Source organism: Sulfurospirillum cavolei (assembly GCF_001548055.1).
Taxonomy (GTDB): Bacteria; Campylobacterota; Campylobacteria; order Campylobacterales; family Sulfurospirillaceae; genus Sulfurospirillum.
Genome location: NZ_AP014724.1, coordinates 703,052 through 728,565, shown reverse-complemented (window position 1 = coordinate 728,565; position 25,514 = coordinate 703,052). Strand labels below are relative to the sequence as shown.

The following is a 25,514-nucleotide window of genomic DNA, read 5'->3' as shown; positions in this document are numbered from 1 at the left end:
GGTTTTTGAAGAGGTGACGAATACTGATGAATAGTGAAAAATAGTGACGAATAGCCCTGCTACAAACCGTAACTATTCTTATCGATCATTAACACCATAAGTAGTTCCATAAGCAAGTTTTAACTATCATAACACGCTTTTGCTTAAGATTCGACAATTCGGGAGAGTAGCCACGTAAGCGCCAGCAAATCCGCGCTGCCTCCGGGGGAGAGATTTTTGGCGATCATGGTTTGATCGAAACGTTTGAGCGCGTCGTCCAAATCTTGGTGTTTTAGACCTACATGTAAGATTTTTTGCGCTTCGTTTTTCGTAAATGCCAAGCCTTCCAAACCGCCGCGCGACCAGAGTGTGCTGTCATCGACCGTGCCCATCAGCAAAAGAAGCGTTTGTTTGAGGGCATTCTCTTCGCCGAAACGATCATAGCATTCGCGAAAAAACGGGAGCGACGTTTCAAAAACGAGTGCAAAACCGCTTTGCGCCACCCCTCGAATGCCCAAACTGCCCGTCTCTTTGAAAAAACGCATTCCCGCACTGTTGGGTGTATGCCGCATCAAATCTTCTTCGACGACATGCGCGCACAAAACGTGAATCTCCGTTTGCAACGCCTGACATGTCAAACTTTCGTTTCGAGCTTTTAGCCGCCCGATCGCTCCGCACAAAAGGGCTAAACAAAAGATCATGCCTTTGTGCGTATTGACGCCTCGGGTCGCTTCAAACATCGCGTTTTCGCACGCAATTCCAATGCGTCGCAAACGCGAAAATGCTGCTTGAGGTTCTTCGTTTGCGTACATGTAAGCCTCTTCGAGAAAACGTTGCGTCCAAGGAACGATCGCTTCGATGCTTGCGTAAAACGTCGAAATATCCATATCGCAATGCGCACCGGAATTTGCTTGATCGACCAGTCCGGGTTTTGGGGTAAGCTCGACTTCCCTTTTCATCGCACGTTTGCACCACAGGGCTATGCTCTGTTTCCATGCGTGCTTTTGCACCGATGCGTCGATATGACGATGCAGTTCTTCGTACGAATGGACGTGCGCTCTTGCACAGATTTTGGCTTCGTTATCGCATATCAAACAGCGTCTTTTGGGGTATCCAAATGCTTCGCGCGAGAGAATTTTTCCTTGTGCGTCGAGCACGTCGATGTCCATAAAACGCCCCAACGGATGCTCTTCTTCGATCTGACATGTCAGCCTTTTCAATTCTTCAGAACGAGCCTGACATGTAAAGATAGCTTCCGCACCGCTGATGGCTAAGGTGGATTCAAAAGCTAAAAGCGTCAGTGCTTCACGCTCTAAAAGGAGGCGAATTTCGCGAAGGGCAATGTCAAAGATCACGACGGAGGAATGGGAAAGTTTGAGCGAACCGGGAATCGTGAGGCTTAAGCAGATGAGCGATACCTCGCCAAAGTGCGCCAAAAGCTCTTGTTGCCTTTGCGCGCGCTTCTCTTTGGCGTTTAAAATACTCTCTAGCGTCGCATGCGTATCAATCATTTAGGCAAGTTGTCGCACCACGTCGATGATCGAGCCGTCGCGGTAGCGAATGACCGCAACGATTTTGTCGGTGTACGCGATCTGTGCAGGTTCCCCGCAAAGCGCAATCGCGCGCTCATACAGGGTATGAATATCGACGACATGTAAGCCTGCTTTTTGGAGTCGCTCTTTCAATTCACGGTTTTTAGGATTGACCGCGATACCTTGGTCGGTGACGAGCACGTCTACGCTCTCTCCGGGCGTGACGACGGTATTGACACGCTTGGTCACGGTCGGAATGCGCCCGCGCGTCAAAGGAGCAACGATGATGGAGAGCTTTGCTTCCGCCGCCGTGTCGCTATGTCCGCCCGAAGCTCCCCTCAAAAGACCCTTTGAACCGGTAATAACGTTGACGTTAAACGCCACGTCTACTTCAAGCGCACTCAAAACGACGATGTCGAGTTGTTTAATGGATGCACCTTTAGAGCTTGGATTGGCGTATTCGTTGGCACTGATTTCGATATGGTTTTTATTTTCTCCAAGCGATTTGGCGGCAAATTCGTCGAAACTTTGCACGTCCAATAGGTTTTTGATTAAGCCTCGTTTGAGCATATACACCATCGTTCCCGTGATTCCACCAAGCCCGAAACTGGCCTTAATGCCCTTTTCTTCCATACGTTCGCTCAAAAAGACGGTCGTTGCCAAAGAAGCTCCACCCGTTCCGGTTTGGATACTAAATCCCTCTTGAAACAATCCCGAATGCTCGATTACTTTTGCCGTATGGCTTGCGAGCAAAAGCTCTTTGGGATTGGTCGTCATCCGCGTCTCTCCCGCGCCGATTTTAGAAGGATCGCCCACCTCGTCGACCACGACGATCGCATCGACTTGGTCTTGATGCAAACTTGCCGGAACGTTCGGGTATGCTTCCAGCGATTCACTCAAGACGACGACGTAATCGGCATAGTGCGCGTCCATCATCGCGTATCCCAAAGAGCCGCATTTGGAACGTCCCGAATAGCCGTTGGCATTGCCGAACTCGTCGCTGATTGGAACGCCTAAAAAGGCAACGTCGATGTGAAGTTCGCCCGATTGAAGCAGATGCACGCGCCCGCCGTGCGAGTGAATCTGTACCGGTTTTTGCATCAACCCTTTTGAAATCGCTTCACCCAGCTTTGAACGAAGTCCCGACGTATAAATTTGCGTTACGACGCCGTTTTGAATGTGCTCGATCAGCGGATCGTGAACGGAAGCCAAAGAGCTCGACGCCAAGGTCAAATTTTTAAATCCCATTTTGGCGATAACGTTCATCACGTTATTTAAAAGCAAGTCGCCGCCCCGAAACGCATGATGAAACGAAATCGTCATGCCGTCTTTCAATCCGGAGCGGTAAATCGCCTCTTCAATACTCAAACACAGCTTCGCACGTCGCTCTTCGCCTTTACGCTTCTCTTCGTAGCGAAAGAAAGGAGCATTGCTCGGCGTTAAAGCTTTAGGGTTAACGTATTTTTCGATATCTTTCATTGTTCTTCTCCTAACACGCCCGACGCACGCGCCAAATCCAAAATCCATTCCGCGCGTAAGACAACCGGAGCATCGACCATTTTACCGTCCAAGGAGACGACGCCGAACCCTTTTTCTTTGGCGTCTTTCGCCGCTTCGCAAACCTCTATCGCCCAATCGACCTCTTTTTTGGAAGGTTCGAACACTTTATGAAGCCATGGAATCTGATTGGGATTGATGAGCGATTTTCCGTCAAATCCAAGCCCTTTAACGTACTGCGCTTCGTGTACAAACCCCTCTTTGTCTTTGACGTCCGAAAAGACCGAGTCGAACGCGCCGATTTTTGCCGCACGCGCCGCCAGTAAAATCTGATTGCGCGCCGCACTCAGTTCGGTTCCTTCCTTGGTCCGTTGGGTGCGAAGGTCGCGTACGAAATCTTCCGCGCCCAAGGCAATGCCCATCATCCGTTTGGAGCAACGCGCGATATCGACGGCATTCACGACGCCTAAGGCACTCTCGATCGCCGCAAGAAGCAACGTCTTTTTCTCACGTCCGATGCGGTTTTCGATATGCGCGATCTCTTGTTCCATCTCCAAAACGTCGTCCATCGTATCGGTTTTTGGAAGACGAATAATATCCGCCCCCGCACGAATCACCGCTTCTAAATCCTGTAACCCGAAAGGTGAACTCAGCGGATTGACCCTCACCGCGGTTTCGATATTTTGGTAGGTAAAATGCTGTAAAGCGTGAAAGACCATCATGCGTGCCGAATCTTTTTCGCTCAGTGCCACCGAGTCTTCCAAGTCGAACATAACGGTGTCGGGTTGATAAATAAACGCGTTGCAGACCATACCGGTGTTAGATCCGGGTACAAAAAGCATGCTACGTCGAAGTTTTTGTTTCATAACGTACTCCAATCGGGCTCATTCACGCCCAATGCACGCAAAAGTGCCGTTTGCACGCGCGCTTTGATCACAAAATCCAAAGCCCCTTTATCCTGAACCGTCACTTTCACGCGATCGACGTTCATGGAAAGTACCGTCTGAAGCACTAAAGCCTCGATCGCATCGCCGTAGATTTCGGCAACGCTACTCTCCAAAACGATTTCGACTCCCGCTTGATCGTTCGGCATCACGCGCACGAACGCATCGCTCGATTCTAACGTTCCCGCATGTGCGGGTTGTAAATGTACATGTAAGGTATTCATTCTACTTCCTCTTTCATCGCCGCAAGCAATCGATAGGTACTTTGCGGTACGAGACGGGCTATCTCGTCCCAACGATTCTCTTTCATCGCACCTCGGACTCTCGAAGCCGAAATCGGCTCACCCGACTCGGCGATACGCTTAAGCTCCACAAGCTCGATAGGCGGATACTCGCTCGCTTCGGCAAGCCGTCGTTTCATTTGCGTATTATACTCGTTTGTGACGACACATAAAGGCTCTTCTCCCACAAAACGATGCGTAATGCCTAAAGGAGGGGCTAAATGATGCCGAAAAATCGCCAAATCCAGTTCGGTATAAAGCGAATCGATTCGCCCCTTGTCTTTAATAAAGTACGTCGGGAACGTCGCTTTAGAGATCATATAATCCGAACCCTCGTGCAACGTGAGGTTCGAAAAATTGCGCACGCCTTCTTCAATCATACGGTAGCGATCCGCAAAACGAAAGAACGAAGCGTCTTCTTTAACCACAAACAGATGCACCCAATCCGATCGCGCACACGCCTCTTGCACCAAATAACGATGCCCCAACGTAAAGGGATTGGCGTTCATCACGATGCATCCGACCGTATCGCCCGAATGACGCAGTTTTCGTAGACGTTTTTTATACGCTTCGATCGCATAGCTGTTTTCCATCAAAATGACTTCGCCGTGCGCTTGTTCGATGTATTTAAATCCGCACGATTCGAAGACCTCTTGATAGTGGGGTTTGGTAAATAAAAAGAGCTCAAAACGCCCTTCACGGTAGGCGACTTTTAAGAGTTCGCTCATCAAGCTTAAAGCCGCGCCTTCGCCGCGAATGCTTTCGTCGATGGCGATATTTTTCAACACTTTGCCGCTCAATCCGCCGCATGCGACGATGCGATCTTCTTCTTTAGCGACGACGAACGTTTCGACGTCTTCGGACATTTCCAACGAAACGCTTTGTAAAAATTCTCTGATTTTCTGCCTTCGAACCTTGCTTGTTTGGGGCACTTCAGAGAAAACCATTAGACTCCTTTTTGAAGCGCGTAGGCAAACCAAAGCGTCGCAAACGCGATGCACGTCAACAAGCCGATAAACGCGTGCCATCCTAAATACGCGTAAAAAACACCCGGCGCGAACGTCCCGATCGTACCTCCCGCATAGTAAAAAGAGAGATAGAGTCCGTTGGAAATCGCCCGTTTTTCATGCGCCAATTTGCTGATGAGCCCCGAAGCGACCGAATGGATAATGAAAAATCCCGCGCAAAAGACGAACATCCCCGCAAACATCACGGTATAATCGCCGATATGAAAGATTTGAAGCCCGAGAGCGAAGATCACGATGCCGATCATAATGGTTTTCGTCTCGCCGCCTAAGCGTTTGATCAGCCATAAAATCCGAATCGACACGATAAAACCGATGATATACCCCGCATACATCATCCCGACTTTTCCGTATCCCATCGCCGAGCTGAGTTGTTTGAGCTGAAACGGAATAAAATTCAACAGTGCTTGAAAGACGAAAAAGATAAAAAACATCATCGTATAAATATTCAAAAAACTTTTTTGCTTCAAAACATCGACGATTTGAGAGAGTTTCGGCTTCACGAAATCAACCTTCACCTCTTCGCCGACATAATGCAAGCACCCGTACATCGCAATTAATGCAATGCCCAAAAGAATAAAAAAGAGTCGCCACCCGAAAAGATCGCTCAGCGTTCCGGAGAGTAATCGCCCGATAAACCCTCCCAAAATCGTCGCCGCGATGTAGTAACCGATGGCTTGCTGAACCCTCTCTTTGGGCGTAATAAAACTGATATAACTCATCAAAGAGGTTAAAACGGCGGGAATCAAAACGCCTTGAAGCGCTCGAATGCCGAGTAACGCCGCGTACGTATCGCTGTAGGCAAATAAAAGTTCCAACACGCCCAAAATCAAAACGGCATTTCTCAAAAAAAGTTTGGAGGAGAGCGTTTCTAAAACATACCCGTACACAATCGGCGCAAAACCTAAGGGGAGCATAATGACGGTCGTAAAAATAACCGCCTCAAAACGGCTTAAGGCAAACTCTTTTTCAAAAAGGGGTTGAATGGGCTGCACCGCATAAAGGGTGCAAAGCGTTAAAATCGTACATGTATAAATAATAAGAAGTTGGTAACGCGTCAAAAACATAAAAAAGGAGCCGAAACTCCCTTTGTTATTTGTATTGGTCAATTTGGAAATCCCAGAAAAACTCGATCCATTCGGTCGCTTCTCTGGCGGCAAAATCAGGACGAAGCAGAGCTTTTTCTTTGTAGAAAACCGCCGCCACTTTCAAGTCCACATCCGGATATTTTGCATTCAACACGCGCTTAATCTCGATCATCGTCTCGCCGCTGTCGATAATGTCGTCCACTAAAACGACCCGCTTGGCACGCGAAAGATCGGGAATATTAAAGATTTGAATCGTATCAAGCTTGCGCGTCTCTTCATAGTGAATCGAATTGATCGAATACAGTGAACGCATTTCCAAGGCTTCCGATAAAAAATGTCCTAAGGTCATACCGCCGCGCGCCACGGCTAAAATCACGTCGGGCGCGTAGGGTTTGATCTCTTTGGCGAGATGATTGACATCGACTTTGAACTCTTCATAACTGTAATAACGCATTAATGCCCCTCTTGTACGATAAATACGGTTAAACTCACCAAGGTTAGAAAGATGATACCGAAATTAATCTCTTTAAACTCTTTTTTGAGTAATTTAATAAAAACATACGCAATTAAACCAAACGCCAATCCGTTCGTAATCGAAAACGTTAAAGGCATCATAATGACGATCAAAAAGGTCGAAACCGCAATCGCCGTGTCTTTAAAATTGATATGCGACAATTCACCGAACATCAAAACGCCGACCATCACCAAAACGGGATAAATCGCATTTTCGGGAATCGCTTTAAAAAGCGGCATCATGAAAAGCGTCAAAATGAAACACAGTCCCGTAACCACGGCCGTTAAACCGGTGCGACCGCCCTCTTCCACGCCCGCGGCACTTTCGATAAACGCCGTCGTCGTCGAAACGCCTACCACCGCACATGCCGTACTCGCAAGCGCATCGATTTCAAGCGTTTTTTGAAGCTCTTTTCCGTCGTCTTTAAACAGACCCGCACGAAAGCCGACCCCCGCAAGCGTTCCTAACGAGTCGAACAAATCGGTAATCAAAAAGGTAATAATGACGGGAAACAACGAAAGCGTCAACGCACTTTTAACGTCCAATTGTAAAGCGATCGGACTGACCGATGCGGGAAGCGAAAAGAATTCGCTCGGATACGCGGCAATGCCTAACACCCACGCGATAATCGCCGTCGAGACGACCGCCAAAATAAACGCACCTTTGAGTTTCCACGTATAAAACGCGACGACCAAAACCAATCCTACGACGCCTAAGAGCACGTTTGGATTTTTAAAATTGCCGACACCCACAAGCACGGCAGGATTAGCAACAACCATGCCCATACTTTTAAGCCCGATAAACGCGATGAAAGAGCCGATACCGGCACTAATGGCACGCCTTAAATCGTGCGGTACGCTTTTCATGATCCAAACGCGTAGCGGCGTCAACGAAAGCACGAGAAATAAAACGCCCGAAAGAAATACGACGCCTAATGCCGTTTGCCACGGTACTTTCATTCCTAAAACCAAACCGAACGTAAAATACGCGTTAAGTCCCATACCCACGCTCATCGCAATCGGCGTATTGGCCCAAAGTCCGTTAAGGATACTCGAGAAGATCGTAATCAATGCCGTCGCGGTAATCAGAGCGTCCATAGGCATACCCGTTTTGCTCATAATAATCGCGTTGACCGGCACGATGTACATCATCGTTAAAAAGGTCGTAAAACCCGCCGTTACTTCGGTTTTAACCGTCGTACCGTTTTTTTCAAGTTTGAAAAAGTCGCTCAAAGTCAATCCTTTGAATTAAGATAGTGTGTGATGTTTAAGTTCGTGATACAGACTGTCACGCTCGATCGCCTGAAAACCGCTCGTGTGAATCAGCTCCAAAATCGTTTGTAAGCCAAGACCGTGAGCACTTTTGGCTCCCGCGGCACTTTGAATCGACTCGACTTCGATCGTACCGTCCAAGTCGTCCGCGCCGTATTCCATCGCGACAAGCGCTAAATTGATCGTCGAGGTTGCCCAATACGCTTTGATGTGAGCGATATTGTCGAGCATCAAACGGCTGATCGCAAAGGTTTTTAAAATTTCGGTGGAGCTTAAAAAATCGTCTACATGTAAGTAATTGTTGTCGCGTTGATAGACTAAAGGGATAAAGGCGTTAAAGCCGTGCGTTTTGTCTTGGAGCTCTCTTAGGCGAAGCATATGATCGATGCGGTGTTCGCGTTTTTCGACATGCCCGAACAACATGGTCGCATTGGACTCTTTGCCTCTTTGGTGCCATTTCTCGTGAATTTCGAGCCACTGTTGCGAACTAACCTTGCCTTTGCAAATGTATTCGCGCACGCCTTCGTCAAAAATCTCGGCACCGCCTCCGGGCATCGAATCCACGCCGTGTTCGATCATTTTATCGATCACCTGATCGTAGCTTAAGCCGTACTCGTCGGCTAAGAAGTTGATCTCCGCCGCGGTCAACGCTTTGACATGTAAAGAGGGAAATTTTGCTTTGATTTTGGAGAAAACTTCCAAATACCACTCAAGCCCCGTATGAGGATTGTGGGCGGAAACGATATGCACTTCGGTAATATGCTTTTCCTTCAACGAATGCTCAACAGCCTGTAAAATCTCTTCATGGCTCATCGTATAAGGATTTGGATTTTTGCGGTGTGCGCTAAACGCACAAAATTTACAGACGTCTTTGCAGATATTCGTAGGATTGATGTGGCGATTGACGTTAAAAAAGACTTTATCGCCGTGAAGCGCACGACGTTTTTGATTGGCGTATTTGCCGAGCGTAAACAGGTCTAAATCGTACAGCGCGATGCCCTCATCAAGGCTGAGACGTTCATTGTTTTCTAATTTTTCGATCAGTGTCATGGAATTCTTTCAGAAAGAAATAAAGAGAGATTTTAACCACTTTTTTTATAAAGAGAGGTTAAATGATTTTCTGCGAAAAAATGCTATAATTTTTTAAGAATCAGTTACAAAGGATTTGCAATGCAAACCATTCAAATAGAAGTCCAAGATCAATACTTAGAGACATTTTTAACCCTTATTTCTAGCCTTAAAGAAGGCATGATTCAAAACGTTCAAATCGATGAAAACGTGCTGTTTGAAACCAATAAAACCTATTTTCAACACGCACTTAAAGAGATCGAAAACAACACGGTTCAACTCTTATCGCACGACGCCGTCTGGGAAAAAATCGATGAACACGCTAAGGCTTGTTTTTGAAAATTCTCTACAATGAAAATTTTGTGAAAGCATTAAGCACTATTTGGGATTTTATCGCACTTGATAGTCAGCAACGAGCTAATGAATTTGCACAATCTCTCAGAAAAAAAATAGAAATACTTCCCGAATCACCTTACATGTACCGAAAATCTATCTATTTTGACGATGATACCTTCAGAGATTTAGTCCATAAAGGCTACATCGTTGTTTATAAAATCGATAATTCAAATGCTCGCATTGTTATTTTAGGCATTAATAAATACAAAAAAATGATTAAAATATAAAAAGGGCGGAGAACATGAATCGTAATAATTTAGGATTTTCCGATGACCATTCCACATTAGAAATAACAGAAAAAGCCATGGATAAAGCAATGTGGTTAGGAATTATTAAAAGGTATCGCTATTTATAATTTAATCTATACCATGCCTTTTTTAATTTATCCATTGATAGCCTACCTCATTTGGATAGCTTCATACTAACCAAGCAAGATTCTTCTCAGTACAACAATACATCAATAATATAGATGCAAAAATAGAACTACTTTATCAAAGAACAAATAAATTAAATAATAAAACACAAGAAAAGCCTCAAATAAATTATTTTCATGAATATGAAGATAATTTTTGACCTAATCTACAAATTCTTTGGCTGGGTAAAGAAAGAGAGGAAGGTTTAATCTAAACTCCTCTCACAATTTCTTACATGTAATCTTCGGGCTTATAGTTTTCCACCACAAAATCAATGTCTTTATCGCCTCTGCCGCTTAGATTTACCAAGATGGACTCATACGGTTTTTCTTTAGCAAGCTTCATTGCAAACGCGACCGCATGGGCACTCTCTAAAGCCGGAATAATACCCTCGTAATGGCTTAAGTCGTAAAACGCCCGAATCGTCTCCGCATCATCGGCGATACCCACTTTCGTGCGTCCGCTGGTTTTCAAATAGGCATGTTCGGGTCCGACGGACGGATAGTCCAAACCGCTGGCGATCGAATAAACTTCGGCAGGCTCTCCGGCGTCGTTTTTAAGCATGATGGAGTTAAAGCCGTGCAATACACCCTCGCTTCCGTACGTCAAACTCGCCGCATGCTCGCCCAGTTTCGTACCGCGACCGCCGGGTTCAACGCCGTACATCTCGCACGGATCGTCGATGAATGCGGAGAAAAGTCCCATCGCGTTACTGCCGCCGCCCACGCAGGCAACGAGGTTATCGGGAAGATTGCCCGTCATCTCTAAAAATTGCTCTCTTGCTTCGATACCGACGATACTTTGAAAATCTCTGACCATTTTCGGGAACGGGTGAGGCCCTACGACCGAACCGATACAATAGATACTGTTTTCTGGGTCTTTAAGGTACGCCACAAATGCCGAATCGACCGCTTCTTTGAGCGTTCGCGCGCCAAAGGAGACCGGAACGACTTTCGCGCCGAGTACGCGCATACGCACAACGTTAGGGTGCTCTTTGGCGATATCCACTTCACCCATATGAATTTCACACTCCAACCCAAAATACGCTGCCGCCGTCGCCAACGCCACGCCGTGCTGCCCCGCTCCCGTTTCGGCGATGAGCTTTTTCTTGCCTAAATATTTTGCGAGCAAGGCCTCGCCCATACAGTGGTTGAGCTTGTGTGCACCCGTATGATTTAGATCTTCGCGCTTCAAATAAATGCGTGCTCCCCCGACGTACTCGCTTAAACGCTTGGCATAATAAACGGGGGTCGGACGACCTTGATAGTGTTTGCGAATATCGCGAAGCTCACGAATAAAATCGTGAGAATTTCCGATGGTTAAGTAGGCTTGTTCTATTTTTTTGAACTGGGTTTCCAATTCGGGCGGCAAAAAAGCACCGCCGAATTTTCCAAAATATCCCTCGGCATCCGGAAAGGCGTTAATATAAGGCTTTTGCATACGTTTTCCTTTGACATGTAACGTGAATGAAATTTTTTAGAGAGCATTATATCGCACTTTTAAGCGCGCGAAAGAGGAAAAAAAGAGGTGGTGGTCCGTGTAGGCTTCGAACCTACGACCCCATCATTAAGAGTGATATGCTCTACCAACTGAGCTAACGGACCGTGCTTGATTTGCGTTTTGAAATGCTACTCCTTTCTTGTTAAAATAAATATTAACGCCTTATTTTGAGTATCTCGGAAAATTTTTGTCACGATTTTATTACGTTTTGGTTACAAACAAGCTCTTTTAATGTATCATATGTGACTTCAAACGAGAGCAGGAAGTAGGATGGACATCGAAGAAATTATTGAAGATTTAATCGAAAAAAATGCGGACGACTTTGAAATTTCAAAACTGATCAAAGAGCATATCAAACATTATTTAGGCTCTTTAAACGAAATTTTTACCGAGAATCAGGGTAAAGATTTTTTAGTAAAACATACCAAAACCATCGATCATTTCATTACGATCATTTACAAATACACGCTTCGCAAATATTTTGGCTACTACATGCCTTTTGCCAATGCCGTACCGATCGTGCTGGTTGCGATGGGCAGTTACGGAAGGGAAGAGTTGTGCGTCTATTCGGACGTCGATTTGATGGTCGTATACAAAGCAGTTCCGGGCTACAACATCGAGCCGATTATTCAATCGATGCTCTATTTGGCGTGGGATGCGGGAATGAAACTAGGACATCGTACGCACAAACTCGAAGAGATCGTCCATGCGAGCAACCAAGACTTGACAATCAAAACCGCGATGCTCGAATCGCGTTTTTTGTGCGGCTCGAAACTGCTTTGGATGGAAACCGAACGCGAACTGCTTAAAATCCAACGCTGGCAAAAAAAAGAGGTCATTCAAAGCATCATTCAAGCGTGCGAAGAGCGACGTAAAAAAAACCCGATGAGCATGGAACCCAACATCAAAGAAGGTGTGGGCGGATTACGCGACGCCAATACGCTTTCGTGGATTTGTAAAATTCTCTTCGGAAGCATTCGCCTCAAAGATCGCGTCCCCGAAGTTATCGATGAAGAGGAGTATAAAGAGTTTCGAAGCGCACTCGAATTTCTCTACCGCGTACGCTCCGCGTTACATCTCAGCGCCAAGAAAAAACAAGACGTCTTGATCCTTGAGTATATTCCGGACGTCGCCGCAAAATTGGGATTTGAAAACAAAATCCTTAAAAATGCGCAGATGCAACTTGCCTCCAAAACGTTTGCCTGCATGCACACGATCGACATTACGTTCCAAATCTTCACGCGTAAGCTCACCGCTTCGCTTCTTGCCGTGCCTTCACGCTTAAGCGTCTTAAAACAAGGACGTATCGCCCAAGGTTTGTACCTTGTCGATCATTGCTTATACGCGTCGCTCAAAAAACCGATCCCGACGCTCGGAACGGTTTTGGAACAACTGCAACAATTCGACGATCGCGACGTGAGCTTTGATATTAGCTACATTCATTACATCCGACAAGCGCGTTTTGCCGCCCATAACTCTAAAAAAATCTATAAACAGTTTTACGCGCTTTTATTTCAGTCCAATGTGTATGCGCTTTTTAACGTTCTCTACGAAGCTTCGCTGCTTCAACAATTAATTAAACCGTTGAAACAGATCCAAAACCTCGCGCAATTCGACGGATACCACAAACTTCCGGCGGATATTCACTCGTTGCATACGCTTTATCATCTCGAACATATCAAAGATCCGTTCATTCAATCGCTCTTCGACGATTTATGCCCCGAAGGCAAAGCCTTAATACGCTTGGTCTCCTTTTTGCACGACATCGGCAAAGGACGTAAAAACGACCACAGCGAGCTGGGCGCGAAGATTTTCCGCATTTACGCCTCCAAACTCTATTTTTCCGAAGAGGCGATTGAAACGGGCGCAACGCTGATTCGCTACCATACGTTGATGAGCAATACCGCCAGTCGCGAAGACATCTACAGTGAAAAAGTCGTTTTGGCGTTTATCTCCAAACTCCAAACCCCACATGTCTTAAAAATGCTCTACATTCTAACGTATGCCGATATGAACGCCGTTAACGACAATATCTACACCGGTTTTATCGGTAAGCTTTTACGAGAATTTTACAATGCGTCGATGGAAATGTTCGATAAAGAAGAGCTTATCGACGAAACGACCAAACGCCTTCGTAAAGAAAACAGTTTGAAAAAAAGCCCCGAATTTTTAGAGCTTTCCAAAACCTTGCAGAAAAAAACGCTCTCGGTGCCTTCAAACTTTTTCTTTTTGAAACTCAAACCCCAAGCCATCGTCAAAACCGTCAAAGAAGCGGAAGATACGCCGCTTAATTCGTACCGTTACGTGATTAAAAACGACGATCATCTCAGTATCAACGTGATTCGGGGTATCAGCTTTAATATCGGCTACCTTTTGGGGAAACTCTCCTACCTCGATTTGGTGCAAATGGATATTTACAAACTCTTCGACGGCAAAAAATATTTTCAACTCGACTTTAACGAAAAAGTCGACGAAAGCGATATTCCGCTGATAGAAGAATTGATCGAAAATTCGTTTGATATGCATAAAAAAGCCGTCTTAAAAAAGCCGACTATTTTAAAAGGCGAGATCGACCTCAACTGCGAACATTCCAAATCGTACGCGCTCATGCACGTCAACGCAAAGAACCAACGAGGCTTGATGGCGTACATGATGAGTATGTTCGACGAATACGGCATCGACATTGCGATGGCAAAAATACAAACGATCAAGAATAAGACGCGAAACTTGATCTTAATTGAAAAAACAGTCCCTTTATGTGACAATAAAGAGAAAATTCTCGGCATTTTTCTCTGAATAGACTGCTTGCAAAAAGAGTTTTACAAGCAGTAAAAGCACCCAAGGGTGCGTGGGTACTCTGTCAAAGAGAACCCAGTGTTAACGTAATCTTTCAAGCTTTGCTTCAAAGATGTATAAAAAGTTCTTTTGCAAGAACTCTCAATTAAGAAAGGTAAAAACGGTATGTGTGGAATCGTAGGATACATCGGAACGGCGGAAAAAAGAAGCTTTTTACTCGGCGGACTTAAAGAGCTTGAATACAGAGGGTACGACTCGGCGGGCATCGCGGTTTTAAAAGACGGCGAAATCGACGCTTTTAAAGCCACGGGAAAGCTTTCCAACCTTGCACGCAAAGTCGAACACTATAGCTCGGAAGGATTCGGCGTCGGCATCGGTCACACGAGGTGGGCAACGCACGGCAAACCGACCGAAGCCAACGCACACCCGCATTGGGGCGAATTTTCGTACATCATTCATAACGGCATTATCGAAAACTACAAAGAGATTAAAGACGAACTGCTCAAAGACGGCGTCAACTTTTTAAGCCAAACCGACACGGAAGTCGCCGTACATCTGTTTGAAAAAAACGTGCGCCTTTTGAACGACTGCTTTCAAGCCTTCGAAGCTACGATCCAAGCGCTTCACGGCGCGTATGCGATTTTACTGATTACGCAAAAAGAACCCGATGTCATTTTCTTCGCTAAAAACGCCGTACCGCTTTTACTCGGCAAAAATGAATGCGGTGAAGTCTTTTTCAGCTCCTCAGACGCACCGCTGATCGGTTTGGCAAAAGAGGTATGCTACCTCGAAGACGGTCAATACGGCTGGGCAAAAAACAAAACCGTCACGCTTAAAAGCGAAGGTATCGAACATCGCCTCGAATTTAAAGCGTTAACGAAAGACAAACTTTCCGCCCAAAAAGACGGGTTTCGCTATTTTATGGAAAAAGAGATCTACGAACAATCCCATGTCGTGACCGAAACGCTGATGGGCAGAACCAAAGAAGATAGCGTCGTTTTGGACGAACTATCTTCTCTTGACGTCGATGCAATCGATGCGATTAAAATTTGTGCCTGCGGTACGAGTTACCATGCCGCACTAAGCGCAAGCTATCTTTTCGAACGCCTTTCCAAAATCCGCTCCAACGTCGAAATTGCGAGCGAATTTCGGTATAAAGACCCTTTGCTAGAGCCTCGAACACTCTTTATCGTGATTTCCCAAAGCGGCGAAACCGCCGATACCTTAGAAGCACTGAAAATGGCCAAAAAAGGCGGTATGAAGACCCTTGCTATCTGTAACGTCGATAATTCTTCTATCGTACGGACCGCGGACATGAGCATTTTAACGCGTGCTGGCATCGAAAAAGGGGTCGCCAGTACCAAAGCGTTTGCGACGCAAGTCGTGACGTTATGGCTTTTAAGCCTCTTCCTTGCCGAAAAGAAAAAGACAATCACAAAAGAACGCATGAAAACCGAAATCGAAGCGTTGTTGCACATTCCTTTGGTCTTAAAAGTCAACGAAAGCGTTCACGAAAAAATCAGACGCCTCTCCAAACGCTATTTGCACGGTCACGGCTTCTTCTTTATCGGGCGCGATCTTTTTTATCCCCTAGCGTTGGAAGGGGCTTTAAAACTTAAAGAGATCAGCTATCTACATGCCGAAGGTTATCCTGCCGGAGAGATGAAGCACGGACCGATCGCACTGGCCGACAGCGAACTTTTTACGATCGCTCTAATGCCTAAAAATCTCCTCTACGATAAGATGAAAAGTAACGTCGAAGAGCTCGGAGCGCGTGATTCGACGATGTTAATTATTAGTCCTGAACCTTTTGATTTGGCGGACGACGTCATTAAAACGCGAGCGCATACCCATGTTATGAGCGAATATTTTGAGATGATGGTCATTACGCAATTGCTTGCTTTGGAAATTTCGGTGCGTTTGGGTAACGACGTGGATATGCCTCGAAATTTAGCCAAAAGCGTTACGGTAGAATAAATTTAAGGATACGCGATGCAGAAAAAACTCTCGATCGTCATTGTCGGAACGATTTTCGCCTCTTTTATGCTTTCCATGTTCTATTCCGCACTTTCCATCCGAAATTTAGGGATAAAGAACGCGGAGGAAAAAGCGCAAATCATTGCCGAATTGGTACAAGACGGTCTTTCGGCGCATATGCTCACCGGAACAATGGATCAACGCGAGTTTTTTCTCAATAAAATCAGCCAAGCCAAAGGCGTCGAAGCGTTATGGGTCGTTCGCAGCGATTCGGTCATTAAGCAGTTCGGTAAAGGGTTCAACAATGAAACCGTACGCGACGACATCGATGATAAAACGCTTAAAACCGGTCAAGTGCATCAGCAAAGCGAAGAGAGTTCGCATACGGCGAAACTTCGCATCAGTACGCCTTACATCGCTAAAGAACGCAGTAACCCAAATTGCATGGAGTGCCACAACGCTAAAGAAGGCGAAGTTTTAGGCGCGATCAGCATCGTTTTTGATATTTCCGAAATTCGCACGAACGGTATTTTGACTTCTTTAAGCGTTTTCGTGCTCTCTTTGGTTATTATGACGGCGGTCTTTTTGGTCATCAACAACTCGATGAAACCTCTCATGGAGCTTTTCGATTCCATTACCTACGTGATGAACAAGGCTCAGGAGGGGGATTACAGCAAACGTATCCGTTTTAGCGGCAGCGATAAAGAGTGCCATAACGTGATGTTCTGGATCAATTCGCTTTTAGAAAAGTTGGAGAACACCCTCAACGACATCGAAGTGACCGTCAAAAAATTTCTAGCACTCTCTCCGAATCATCAACCCGATCTTTTGCTCGACGCACAAGCAATCGTGCATGAACTGTCCGATATTTACCAATTTAAACGAACCATTGAATTCGACGAAGATAAAGAGCAAGTCTATCGCCGTATCGGTATGATTTTAAAAAACGACTTTTCACTTAATGATTTCGTCTTGGTCGAATCCGGAAAAGAGTTTTTCCGTCCGCAAGTGGTTTTCGACGCTTCCACGAAAGAACGTAACGTCGAGATGTCGTGTCGCGCTCTTCGTACGAAACAGTCGGTCTATTCCGATCAGTTTCACAATATCTGCGAAACATGCGACGCATGTCAGCATTTTTTATGTATTCCTTATCTCATTTCCAACGATTTGGAATTGCTCCTTAGTATTTGGGCGCGCTCGGACGAAGAGTTAAACGACATTAAGGCGCAATTGCCGAAAATTCAAAATTATATCGATGCCGCACGTCCCGAGCTCGTCAGTAAGAACCTAACGCAAATTTTAAAAGTCTCTTCGACGACCGATGCGTTGACCGGACTGTATAATCGCAAATATTTGGACGAATATATTGAAAAAGCCCTTTCGCAAGCCAAACGCAATAACATTGTTTACGGCATCTTAATGATCGACATCGACTTCTTCAAAATGGTCAACGATACCCACGGTCACGACGTCGGCGATCAAGCGATTCGCGCCCTTTCCAAATGCCTCAAAGAGAATATTCGCGAGGCCGATACGGCGTTTCGTTTCGGCGGCGAAGAGTTCTTAGTCTTGCTTTACGAATGCGACGAAGCGATGGTGCAAAATATCGCCGAAAAAATTCGCCTCGCTTTTGAAAAGACGCCGATTCAAGCACTTAACGGCACGGCGTTTTACAAAACACTCAGCGTCGGAGCCTCCATCTTCCCGAAAAATTCCGATTCGCTTTGGAAATGCATCAAATTTGCGGATATCGCGCTTTACAAAGCCAAAGAGAGCGGGCGCAATTGCGTCAAACGTTTTGACCCTTCTATGCTAGACGAGCAAGAGCTCAAAAACGCGTTTTAACGGGAGTGCAATGAAGTTTCATCGCGTTTACGTCGAGCTGAGTAATATCTGCGGGCTGAAGTGTAGCTTTTGTCCGCAAAGCACCTTGAAACCTCAATCCATGTCGCTCGATTTTTTCGAGTCTCTTTTAGCTCAACTTTTAGCCTATACGAAAGAGATCGCTTACCATATGGGAGGCGATCCGCTGAGCCTTTCCAACCTTGAAGCTTACCTCAGCGCAACGAAGCGATACGGACTGCAAGGCTTGTTAACGACCAGCGGGTACTATCTGAGTAAACATTCGCACGAAACGCTTTTACACCCTGCTTTAAAACAAGTGAATATCTCGCTCAATAGCTACAACAAAAACGCTATGCCGCTCTCGTTTGAAGCCTATATGCAACCCGTCCTTGAACTGTGCCGCGCACAAAACGAAACGCGCAAAGACCTTTTTATCAATCTGCGCGTCTGGAATTTCGACGAAAAGCAAAGCGAAAAAGCGTTTAACGCCATGCTTTTTGCTTACCTCTCGCAAGCCTTCGGCGTTACGTTGGACGCCCAAACCATCGAGCGCGAAAGACCGCGTTCGCTTCGTCTTGCCGAAAAAGTCCTCGTGCATTTCGATCGCTATTTCGAATGGCCGTCCTTAGCGTCAACGAATGAGAGCGAAGGAAGCTGCTTAGGTTTAAAATCGCATTTCGGCATTCTCTCAAGCGGTATCGTCGTTCCGTGTTGCTTGGATAAAGAAGGCGTTATGCCGCTTGGAAACTTACATGTAGACTCCTTAGAGACGATTTTAAATGCTCAAAGAGCCCAAACGATTCTCCAAGGTTTCCGACAAGGTCGCTGTGTGGAAACCTTGTGCCGCAAATGCACCTATAAACACCGATTTCAAAAGGATGAACGATGAACGAAAACATTTACGAAAACGACTTTTTTTACCTTCAAAAAGAAAACGCTTCTATCCCGTGGGTTAAGATTTTTAGCCGACACCCGTACAAAGAGCTCAGCGATTGCGACGAAAAGACGCGATGCATTCTTTTAGACGCGATGCTCGTCGTTGAAAAAACGATGCTCGATTTTTACGCTCCCGATAAAATCAACATTGCGATGTTCGGCAATTACGTTCCGCATTTGCACATTCACGTGATGGCACGCTTTCAAAACGATACGCATTTCCCCGAATCGATGTGGGGAGTTAAACAACGCGAAGCGCAACTTTCTCTCCCTTCGTTTGAAACGTTTGTTACCGTTTTACGCGAAAACTTGTCGGCTAAAGAGAAGCTTTGGTAAAATTTAATCTCCTATTTGCTAAGCTTCTTGGAAAAAATTTTACGAAAAAGATAACCATGCCCATGACGATGATTCAACGTTTGATCTTTCTTTGCCTTCTTTGCATCGCAACACTTGATGCCGCTAACTTACACTATTCGCTGATTAAAAAAGAGAGCTCCCAAGCCGGTAGTACGCTATTGATTATCGGAGGAATTCACGGAGACGAACCGGGTGGATACTTCGCACCTATGCTTCTAGCCAAACATTATAAAATCGAAAGCGGCAATGTTTGGATCGTTCCCAACCTTAACTTCGACAGTATCGTCCAAAATAAGCGCGGCGTTTACGGCGATATGAACCGAAAATTCGCCAAAATAGAGCCTAAAGACAAAGACCTCGAGATCGTCAATGAAATCAAAAAATTGATCTTAACGCCCAAAGTCGACCTCACGCTCAACCTTCACGACGGCATCGGATTTTACCGAGAGCGCAATCTCAACAAAGATTTTAATTCCAAAGCATGGGGACAAGCGACGATTATCGATCAACAGCAAATTCCCAGTGCCAAATTCGGTAATTTAGGCGATATCGCAAAAAAAGTCAACCAAGAAACCAATATTGCGCTGATTGAAGACGTTCATGAATTTAACGTCAAAAACACCAATACCAAGACGCAAGATAAAGCAATGCAACAAAGTTTGACCTATTTTTCGATTACGAACAATAAGCCCGCTTTTGCAATCGAAACCAGTAAAAACATTACCGATCTTTCCCAAAAAGTCTATTACCAACTGCGTACGATCGAGAAATTTATGGACCTTATGGGTATCAAATTTTCACGCCCTTTCGAACTCTCGCAACCCGTGATAAAAAAACTCCTCGAAGACGACGGCACGCTTGAAATTCCTCCGACAAAAATTTTCTTAGACCTTTCAACGCTCAAATCTTCCATTCGTTTTTTTCCGATGGATCCGAACAAATTGGAGTATAAAAGCAATAACCCGCTCGTTGCCGTCATTAAAGAAAAAAACGTCTACAAAGTGATGAACGGTAACCAAGTCGTCTCGACGCTGATTCCCGATTTTATCGAATTCGATCATTCGTTGGATAGCGTTTCGATCGTCATCGACGGGAAAGTCCAAAAAGTGAAAATCGGCTCGCTCGTCACCGTTAAAAACGACTTTTCGGTCGAACCGATTAGAGGGTACCGCATTAACGTCATCGGTTATTCCAAACACGGCGTCGAAAACGAAAGCGGTCTTAAGATTATGCAAAAAGAAATTATGAGTAATTACGCTATCGATAAACAAGAAAGCATCTACATGGTACAATTCTATAAAGATAAAAAGTTTTGCGGTATCGTCACGGTTAAATTTGAAGATGCGGCCAAAAGCAAAAAATAGACGTAGGTCTTGATCTCTCTTGAAAGGAACGATTCGTGAGCACGTATGTCGGTAGGCAGCCCATTTTTAACACCGAAGGGGCTTGTTTTGGCTATGAATTGCTGTACCGCTCGTGCGATACGCAAAACCTTGCGACCTTTATGGACAACGCCAAGGCGACCGCACGCGTCATTGTAAATATTATCCATAATATCGGACTTTCTCCTATTATCGGACAAAAGTTCGGTTTTATCAACGTCGACGAGACGATGATTTTTAGCGACGCGATTTTACTGCTCCCCAAAGAGTATTTCGGGTTTGAGATCCTAGAACATACGCAAATTTCCTTGGCATTGTACGAGCGCATTAAGCATTTAAGAACATTGGGGTACCGACTGAGCCTAGACGATTTTGATTGCAGCGAAGCGATGTTTAAAGCCTATGAACCTCTTTTCCCCTACATCGATTTTATCAAAGTCGATATTCAAGCCATCGGATTGGAAAATCTTCCGCAAGCCGTTGCAAAACTGGCGCACTACAATATCCCTTTATTGGCGGAAAAGATCGAAACTTATGAAGAGCATGAGGCCTGTCTTCACCACGGATTTACGTTTTACCAAGGCTATTTTTTTGAAAAACCCGTTATCCTAAGCGGTCGCAAGATCGAGCCTAACACGCTCAGTGCCATTCAATTGATGAACTGCATTCACGAAGACAGCGACGCGACCTTTATCGCGAGTCGTTTTGCGACATGTCCGGATTTGGTCTACAATCTGTTACGACATGTCAACTCTGGTGCCTACCATTTTAAAAATAAGATTAGCTCGATCAAACAGATGGTATTGTTACTCGGTCCTAAAAAGCTGCTTTCGTGGCTCGGACTTTTTTTGTATATGACGCCGAACCATCGCCCTTTCGGAGGCGAGTTGTTTAACAATGCCAAATTTCGCGCTAAAGTCATGGAAGAGCTCACGCTTCTTTGCAATAAAAAAGAGTATGCCAACCAAGCGTTTTTAACCGGAAGTCTCTCGCTCATCGACGCCTATCTCAACGTTTCGATGGAAGAATTTTTGGCGCATATTCATCTAGACGACGAAATCAAAATCGCATTATTGCGCAAAGAGGGGTTTTTAGGCAATTTATTGCAAATCGCAATTGAGATGAACCATGCCAACGATGCTCAAAAGATTGCCGATACCATCAACGATACGCGTTGCTTTACGACCGATCAGCTCTACGAAGCATGCACCAAAGCACTCGTCTTTGTCGAAGAAACAGAACATTAATGATAAGGAACCGATCATGAACGTTACGATTTATTATTGTACGCGTTGAGGATATATGCCAAGAGCTTTCCGTGTGAAAGAAGAAATTTTACAAGCATTTCCAAATGCTTCCATTACCTTGAGCCCTAAAACGGGCGGCTTTTTCGATGTCGTCGTCGATAATGTCGTCATTTTTTCTAAAACCGAGAAAATCGGAACCGAAGTTGAACGTTTTCCCGAAATCGGAGAAATCGCGACGCTCCTACGCAAAACGTCTTTTTAACGTCTTGCGTAATCACGTTAATTTTTAAGGAACGCCTTGTGTCATTGGCCGCTTTAGTGATTCGTTTCGCTTACTTTCTCGACACCAGCGTTTCTTACCGACGTTTGAAAGAAGCCGCACGCACGCTTTTAGAGTACCCGCATTCCAAAATCAAATTTTATTTTGATATTTTCATGGTTTTTTTGGTCGTTTTAAGCGTGTTGTGCCTGCTTTACGAAGTCAAGCATCCCGATGAATCCATCCTTGAATGGATCATTCAAGGATCGCTTTTCATCTTCATTTTAGAGTACCTTCTACGATTTTGGATCTATTCCGATAGCCATGCGATTGTTATCGAAGACTACGAATACGCACTAAAAAACAACCTTCCTTTTTCATTAGGACGCGCGCTTGTCAAAGTCGTTCGTAAAAAATTGGATTACGTCTTTTCGCCCTTAGCGATTATCGATCTTTTAGCGATTCTTCCAAGCTACCGACCGCTTCGATTTTTGCGTATCTTTCTTCTGTTCCGTATCTTTAAGCTCTTTCGCTATGCCAGAAGTATGAAAACCTTTGCCGCCATTTTGCACGAAAAGAAATTTGAGTTGTTGACTTTGGCGATTTTTGCGGGTTTTGTTATCTTTGCGGGCAGTTCGGCGATTTATATCTTCGAAACCAACCAAAATCCGAAAATCAACACGCTTTTTGATGCCATTTATTGGTCGATCGTCACGATGGGAACCGTCGGATACGGCGACATCGTCCCGTTGACCCAAGAAGGTATGGCGGTTTCGATGGTGTTGATTATTCTCGGCGTATGCGTATTGGCATTTTTAACGTCCATTATCGTCTCGTCGTTTCAAAACAAACTCGTCGAGCTAAAAGAGAACCGTCTTTACTACGACATCGAAAAACTTGAACGCTATATTCTGATTTGCGGCTACGGAAGGGTCGGCGAAGTCGTTGCTAAAATGCTCCATGAAGACGGAAACGCCTTGGTGATTATCGATACGGACGCCGCGAAAATCAAACTTGCGCAAGAACGCGGATTGATCGGTATCGTAGGCGACGCTTCCAAAAGCAAGCTCTTAGGAACGCTCGGTATCGAGAAGCGTGCGACGCATATTATTTGTGCGACCAACAGCGACGAACTGAATATTTTTATCACGCTGAGTGCTCGAAGCTTAAGTCCTCACGCGACGATTATCGCGCGCGTCATTAAAGCGGCGCACAAGAAAAAGTATTTGCTTGCCGGTGCAAATTATGCGTTTAGTGCCGATGAAACGATCGGCCTTCTGGGTGCGCAACTGGTAACCCAACCGGTTTCGTATGCCGCGTTGGAAGGAATACTTAGCGAAAATACGGGTATTGTTTTTGAAAGTATTTTTGTGCATGAATACTCTTTTTTTAACCGCCAAACGGTTACCGCTTTGAGCTTATCCTCTAGGCGTTTGCTCTTATTCGGTATCGTACGTCAAGACGAAAGTACATGTGAAAAATACTTCTTCTTCAACCCTGCGGACGATTTTGTCTTGCAACCACACGACAGCCTCATCGTCATGGGGCGTAAACACGCTATTAACGCTTTTCGCAAACAAAACGAGAAGAGGAGTCGCGAATGAACGATGCTTTGATTTTACTCTTCGGTTTTAGCCGTACGGCGTTAGAAATTGCGACAAAACTCAAAAAACAAGGCTACGCGTTCAGGCTGGTCGATTACGACCCAGCGGCTCTTGTCAAAGCGCAAAAAGAGGGATTTGATCTGATCGTCTGCGACTACGGCGACGACGATGCGCTTGAATCGCTCGGTATCGCTCAAAACGTCGGTTTCGTCTTTTGCCTTTTTGACGACGACGTGCACAACGTCTTTTTAACCCTTTCCGTGCGCGCTATCGATCCGAACGTTCCTATCATTGCGACCACGCACACGAAAGATGCCGTTCATAAGCTCGAAATTGCCGGAGCGACGACCATTCTCGATCCTTACCAAATTACGGGTAAAAAAATTTACAAGCTTATTACGCAACCCGAAGTCATGCAAATCGTCGAAACGACGATTTTTGGAGAAGAAGACGTCAATATGGCGCAACTGACCGTGACCGAGACGTCGCCTCTCAACGGTACGCTTTTGAGTCAATATTCCGCATGGAAAGCGTATAACATGTTACTGTTAGGACTCCACGATAAAGAATTCAACAAGGAATTTATTTTCATTACCGAAGGCCATACGCATAAGCTCGATGCCGGAGACGTTCTTGTCGTTATAGGTTCAAGGAGCGAGATTCGTCGTTTTAAGACGGATTTTTGTTTAGAGTAACGGAAGAATCAAAAAAAGCGTTCCCATACATGTCAAGGTTTGCACGGTAATAATCGACGCCATTAAGCTGACGTCTCCACCCATTTCGCGTGCTAAAATATACGCCGACGTTGCCGTAGGCATCGAAGCGAAAATAACGGCGATGCTCAAACTCATACCGCTTAATCCCGTAAATGTTCCTAAAGCGTAGGCAATCAGCGGGAAAACGACCAATTTAGCACTCGAAGAGACGACCAGAGCTTTTTTAGCATGACTTAGATGCTTTAACTCCAATCCCACGCCGACCGATAAAAGCCCCATCGGCAACGCCGCATGACTGATAATTGCAATGCTTTTAAGCATAAAAGTCGGCAAAGGGTTTCCAAGCACGTTTAACAATCCGCCGATCGCACATGCGACGATCAGAGGATTTTTCACGACCGTCGTCAAAAAACGTTTCATCGAAAACGTTCCCTCGCGCGTATAAATCGCAAAAACACTAATGCACAAGACGTTGATGAACGGAATCGCAAATGCGATGACGATTGCGCTTAAAACCAAGCCCTGTGCGCCGTAAAGCGCATTGACCAGAGCCAAAAGAACGTAGGTATTAAAACGAATGCCGCCTTGAACGATCGAGGTAAACGCTCGGTTTTCAAAATGAAAAACGCCCTTAAGCAACATCAATAGTACCAAAACGATAAAAATTCCCGACAAACTGATTACCACCAAATTGACCGTATGGCTCACGTCGATTTTGGCGACGGCGAGTTCATAAACCAACAACGAAGGCATCAAAACGTAATACGTAAAGCGATCCATCTTCGGCCAAAAATCCGCCGTAGGAAATTTCATATGCTTAAAAAGGTAGCCCGTAAAGATAATCAAAGCAATCGGCAACAACGCATTGATTAAAAGAGTCGACACTG

At 45.3% G+C, this 25,514-nt stretch carries 23 protein-coding genes and 1 tRNA gene; 12 read left to right on the top strand and 12 right to left on the bottom strand.

Features of this window, described 5'->3' with window-relative positions:
* Nucleotides 1-143: 143 nt before the first annotated feature.
* The 9 genes from citG to mqnE are packed head-to-tail and all read right to left on the bottom strand — an operon-like array spanning nt 144 to nt 9,181.
* Nucleotides 144-1,490 carry a triphosphoribosyl-dephospho-CoA synthase CitG gene (gene citG / locus UCH003_RS03735; RefSeq protein ID WP_060825485.1) on the bottom strand — a complete coding sequence of 449 codons (1,347 nt, stop codon included), beginning with the start codon at nt 1,488-1,490 and terminating at the stop codon, nt 144-146.
* A complete protein-coding gene (citF, locus tag UCH003_RS03730; protein ID WP_060825484.1) occupies nt 1,491-2,990 on the bottom strand; it encodes a citrate lyase subunit alpha in 1,500 nt (499 codons plus the stop codon).
* Nucleotides 2,987-3,874 (bottom strand): aldolase/citrate lyase family protein, encoded by an 888-nt coding sequence (locus UCH003_RS03725; RefSeq protein ID WP_060825483.1) that lies wholly within the window; start codon nt 3,872-3,874, stop codon nt 2,987-2,989. The genes citF and UCH003_RS03725 overlap by 4 nt, the downstream gene beginning before the upstream one ends.
* Nucleotides 3,871-4,176, bottom strand: a complete 306-nt coding sequence (citD, locus tag UCH003_RS03720; protein WP_060825482.1) for a citrate lyase acyl carrier protein — start codon at nt 4,174-4,176, stop codon at nt 3,871-3,873. The genes UCH003_RS03725 and citD overlap by 4 nt, the downstream gene beginning before the upstream one ends.
* Nucleotides 4,173-5,180, bottom strand: a complete 1,008-nt coding sequence (gene citC, locus UCH003_RS03715) for a [citrate (pro-3S)-lyase] ligase (RefSeq protein ID WP_060825481.1) — start codon at nt 5,178-5,180, stop codon at nt 4,173-4,175. Before citC ends, citD begins: the two co-directional genes overlap by 4 nt.
* The gene (locus tag UCH003_RS03710) at nt 5,180-6,367 is read right to left on the bottom strand and encodes an MFS transporter (RefSeq protein ID WP_231964810.1); all 1,188 of its coding nucleotides are present in this window, start codon (nt 6,365-6,367) and stop codon (nt 5,180-5,182) included. The genes citC and UCH003_RS03710 overlap by 1 nt, the downstream gene beginning before the upstream one ends.
* Nucleotides 6,351-6,800 carry a phosphoribosyltransferase gene (locus UCH003_RS03705; RefSeq protein ID WP_039674078.1) on the bottom strand — a complete coding sequence of 150 codons (450 nt, stop codon included), beginning with the start codon at nt 6,798-6,800 and terminating at the stop codon, nt 6,351-6,353. Before UCH003_RS03705 ends, UCH003_RS03710 begins: the two co-directional genes overlap by 17 nt.
* On the bottom strand, nt 6,800-8,092 hold the full coding sequence (locus UCH003_RS03700; protein ID WP_060825480.1) for an NCS2 family permease: 1,293 nt from the start codon (nt 8,090-8,092) through the stop codon (nt 6,800-6,802). The genes UCH003_RS03705 and UCH003_RS03700 overlap by 1 nt, the downstream gene beginning before the upstream one ends.
* 15 nt (nt 8,093-8,107) lie before the next feature.
* Nucleotides 8,108-9,181 carry an aminofutalosine synthase MqnE gene (gene mqnE, locus UCH003_RS03695; protein ID WP_060825479.1) on the bottom strand — a complete coding sequence of 358 codons (1,074 nt, stop codon included), beginning with the start codon at nt 9,179-9,181 and terminating at the stop codon, nt 8,108-8,110.
* A gap of 120 nt (nt 9,182-9,301) precedes the next feature.
* Between mqnE and UCH003_RS03690 the strand changes: the two genes are divergently transcribed.
* Both UCH003_RS03690 and UCH003_RS03685 read left to right on the top strand, forming a co-directional pair.
* Nucleotides 9,302-9,538 (top strand): hypothetical protein, encoded by a 237-nt coding sequence (locus UCH003_RS03690; protein ID WP_060825478.1) that lies wholly within the window; start codon nt 9,302-9,304, stop codon nt 9,536-9,538.
* Nucleotides 9,535-9,822 (top strand): type II toxin-antitoxin system RelE/ParE family toxin, encoded by a 288-nt coding sequence (locus UCH003_RS03685; protein WP_144440977.1) that lies wholly within the window; start codon nt 9,535-9,537, stop codon nt 9,820-9,822. The genes UCH003_RS03690 and UCH003_RS03685 overlap by 4 nt, the downstream gene beginning before the upstream one ends.
* Before the next feature lie 417 nt (nt 9,823-10,239).
* Here the strand turns inward: UCH003_RS03685 and trpB are convergent, their stop codons facing one another.
* Nucleotides 10,240-11,448 carry a tryptophan synthase subunit beta gene (gene trpB, locus UCH003_RS03680; RefSeq protein ID WP_039674083.1) on the bottom strand — a complete coding sequence of 403 codons (1,209 nt, stop codon included), beginning with the start codon at nt 11,446-11,448 and terminating at the stop codon, nt 10,240-10,242.
* An 88-nt stretch (nt 11,449-11,536) separates the two neighbouring features.
* Nucleotides 11,537-11,612, bottom strand: a tRNA-Lys gene (locus UCH003_RS03675).
* 166 nt (nt 11,613-11,778) lie between these two features.
* Here UCH003_RS03675 and UCH003_RS03670 point away from each other — a divergent pair.
* From UCH003_RS03670 to UCH003_RS03625, 10 genes are all read left to right on the top strand, one after another.
* Nucleotides 11,779-14,304 (top strand): HD domain-containing protein, encoded by a 2,526-nt coding sequence (locus UCH003_RS03670; RefSeq protein WP_060825477.1) that lies wholly within the window; start codon nt 11,779-11,781, stop codon nt 14,302-14,304.
* A 165-nt stretch (nt 14,305-14,469) separates the two neighbouring features.
* Nucleotides 14,470-16,281 (top strand): glutamine--fructose-6-phosphate transaminase (isomerizing), encoded by a 1,812-nt coding sequence (gene glmS / locus UCH003_RS03665; RefSeq protein WP_060825476.1) that lies wholly within the window; start codon nt 14,470-14,472, stop codon nt 16,279-16,281.
* 15 nt (nt 16,282-16,296) lie between these two features.
* Nucleotides 16,297-18,126: a GGDEF domain-containing protein gene (locus UCH003_RS03660; RefSeq protein WP_060825475.1), complete on the top strand. Its 1,830-nt coding sequence runs from the start codon at nt 16,297-16,299 to the stop codon at nt 18,124-18,126.
* Between the two features lie 10 nt (nt 18,127-18,136).
* Nucleotides 18,137-19,015, top strand: a complete 879-nt coding sequence (locus tag UCH003_RS03655; RefSeq protein ID WP_060825474.1) for a radical SAM/SPASM domain-containing protein — start codon at nt 18,137-18,139, stop codon at nt 19,013-19,015.
* Entirely contained in the window at nt 19,012-19,398 is a 387-nt protein-coding gene (locus tag UCH003_RS03650) for an HIT family protein (RefSeq protein WP_060825473.1), read from the top strand. Before UCH003_RS03655 ends, UCH003_RS03650 begins: the two co-directional genes overlap by 4 nt.
* A 56-nt stretch (nt 19,399-19,454) precedes the next feature.
* On the top strand, nt 19,455-20,783 hold the full coding sequence (locus UCH003_RS03645; RefSeq protein WP_231964809.1) for a M99 family carboxypeptidase catalytic domain-containing protein: 1,329 nt from the start codon (nt 19,455-19,457) through the stop codon (nt 20,781-20,783).
* Nucleotides 20,784-20,818: 35 nt separating this feature from the next.
* Complete coding sequence (locus tag UCH003_RS03640; RefSeq protein WP_060825472.1) at nt 20,819-22,048, top strand: EAL and HDOD domain-containing protein; 1,230 nt, start codon at nt 20,819-20,821, stop codon at nt 22,046-22,048.
* 55 nt (nt 22,049-22,103) lie between these two features.
* A complete protein-coding gene (locus UCH003_RS03635) occupies nt 22,104-22,310 on the top strand; it encodes an Rdx family protein (protein ID WP_144440976.1) in 207 nt (68 codons plus the stop codon).
* A gap of 38 nt (nt 22,311-22,348) precedes the next feature.
* The gene (locus UCH003_RS03630; RefSeq protein WP_060825470.1) at nt 22,349-23,911 is read left to right on the top strand and encodes a potassium channel protein; all 1,563 of its coding nucleotides are present in this window, start codon (nt 22,349-22,351) and stop codon (nt 23,909-23,911) included.
* On the top strand, nt 23,908-24,606 hold the full coding sequence (locus UCH003_RS03625) for a potassium channel family protein (protein WP_060825469.1): 699 nt from the start codon (nt 23,908-23,910) through the stop codon (nt 24,604-24,606). Before UCH003_RS03630 ends, UCH003_RS03625 begins: the two co-directional genes overlap by 4 nt.
* On the opposite strand, the gene UCH003_RS03620 is transcribed toward UCH003_RS03625, so the two are convergent.
* Complete coding sequence (locus UCH003_RS03620) at nt 24,598-25,512, bottom strand: AEC family transporter (protein WP_060825468.1); 915 nt, start codon at nt 25,510-25,512, stop codon at nt 24,598-24,600. The two genes, UCH003_RS03625 and UCH003_RS03620, sit on opposite strands and share 9 nt — an antisense overlap.
* Between the last annotated feature and the right edge of the window lie 2 nt (nt 25,513-25,514).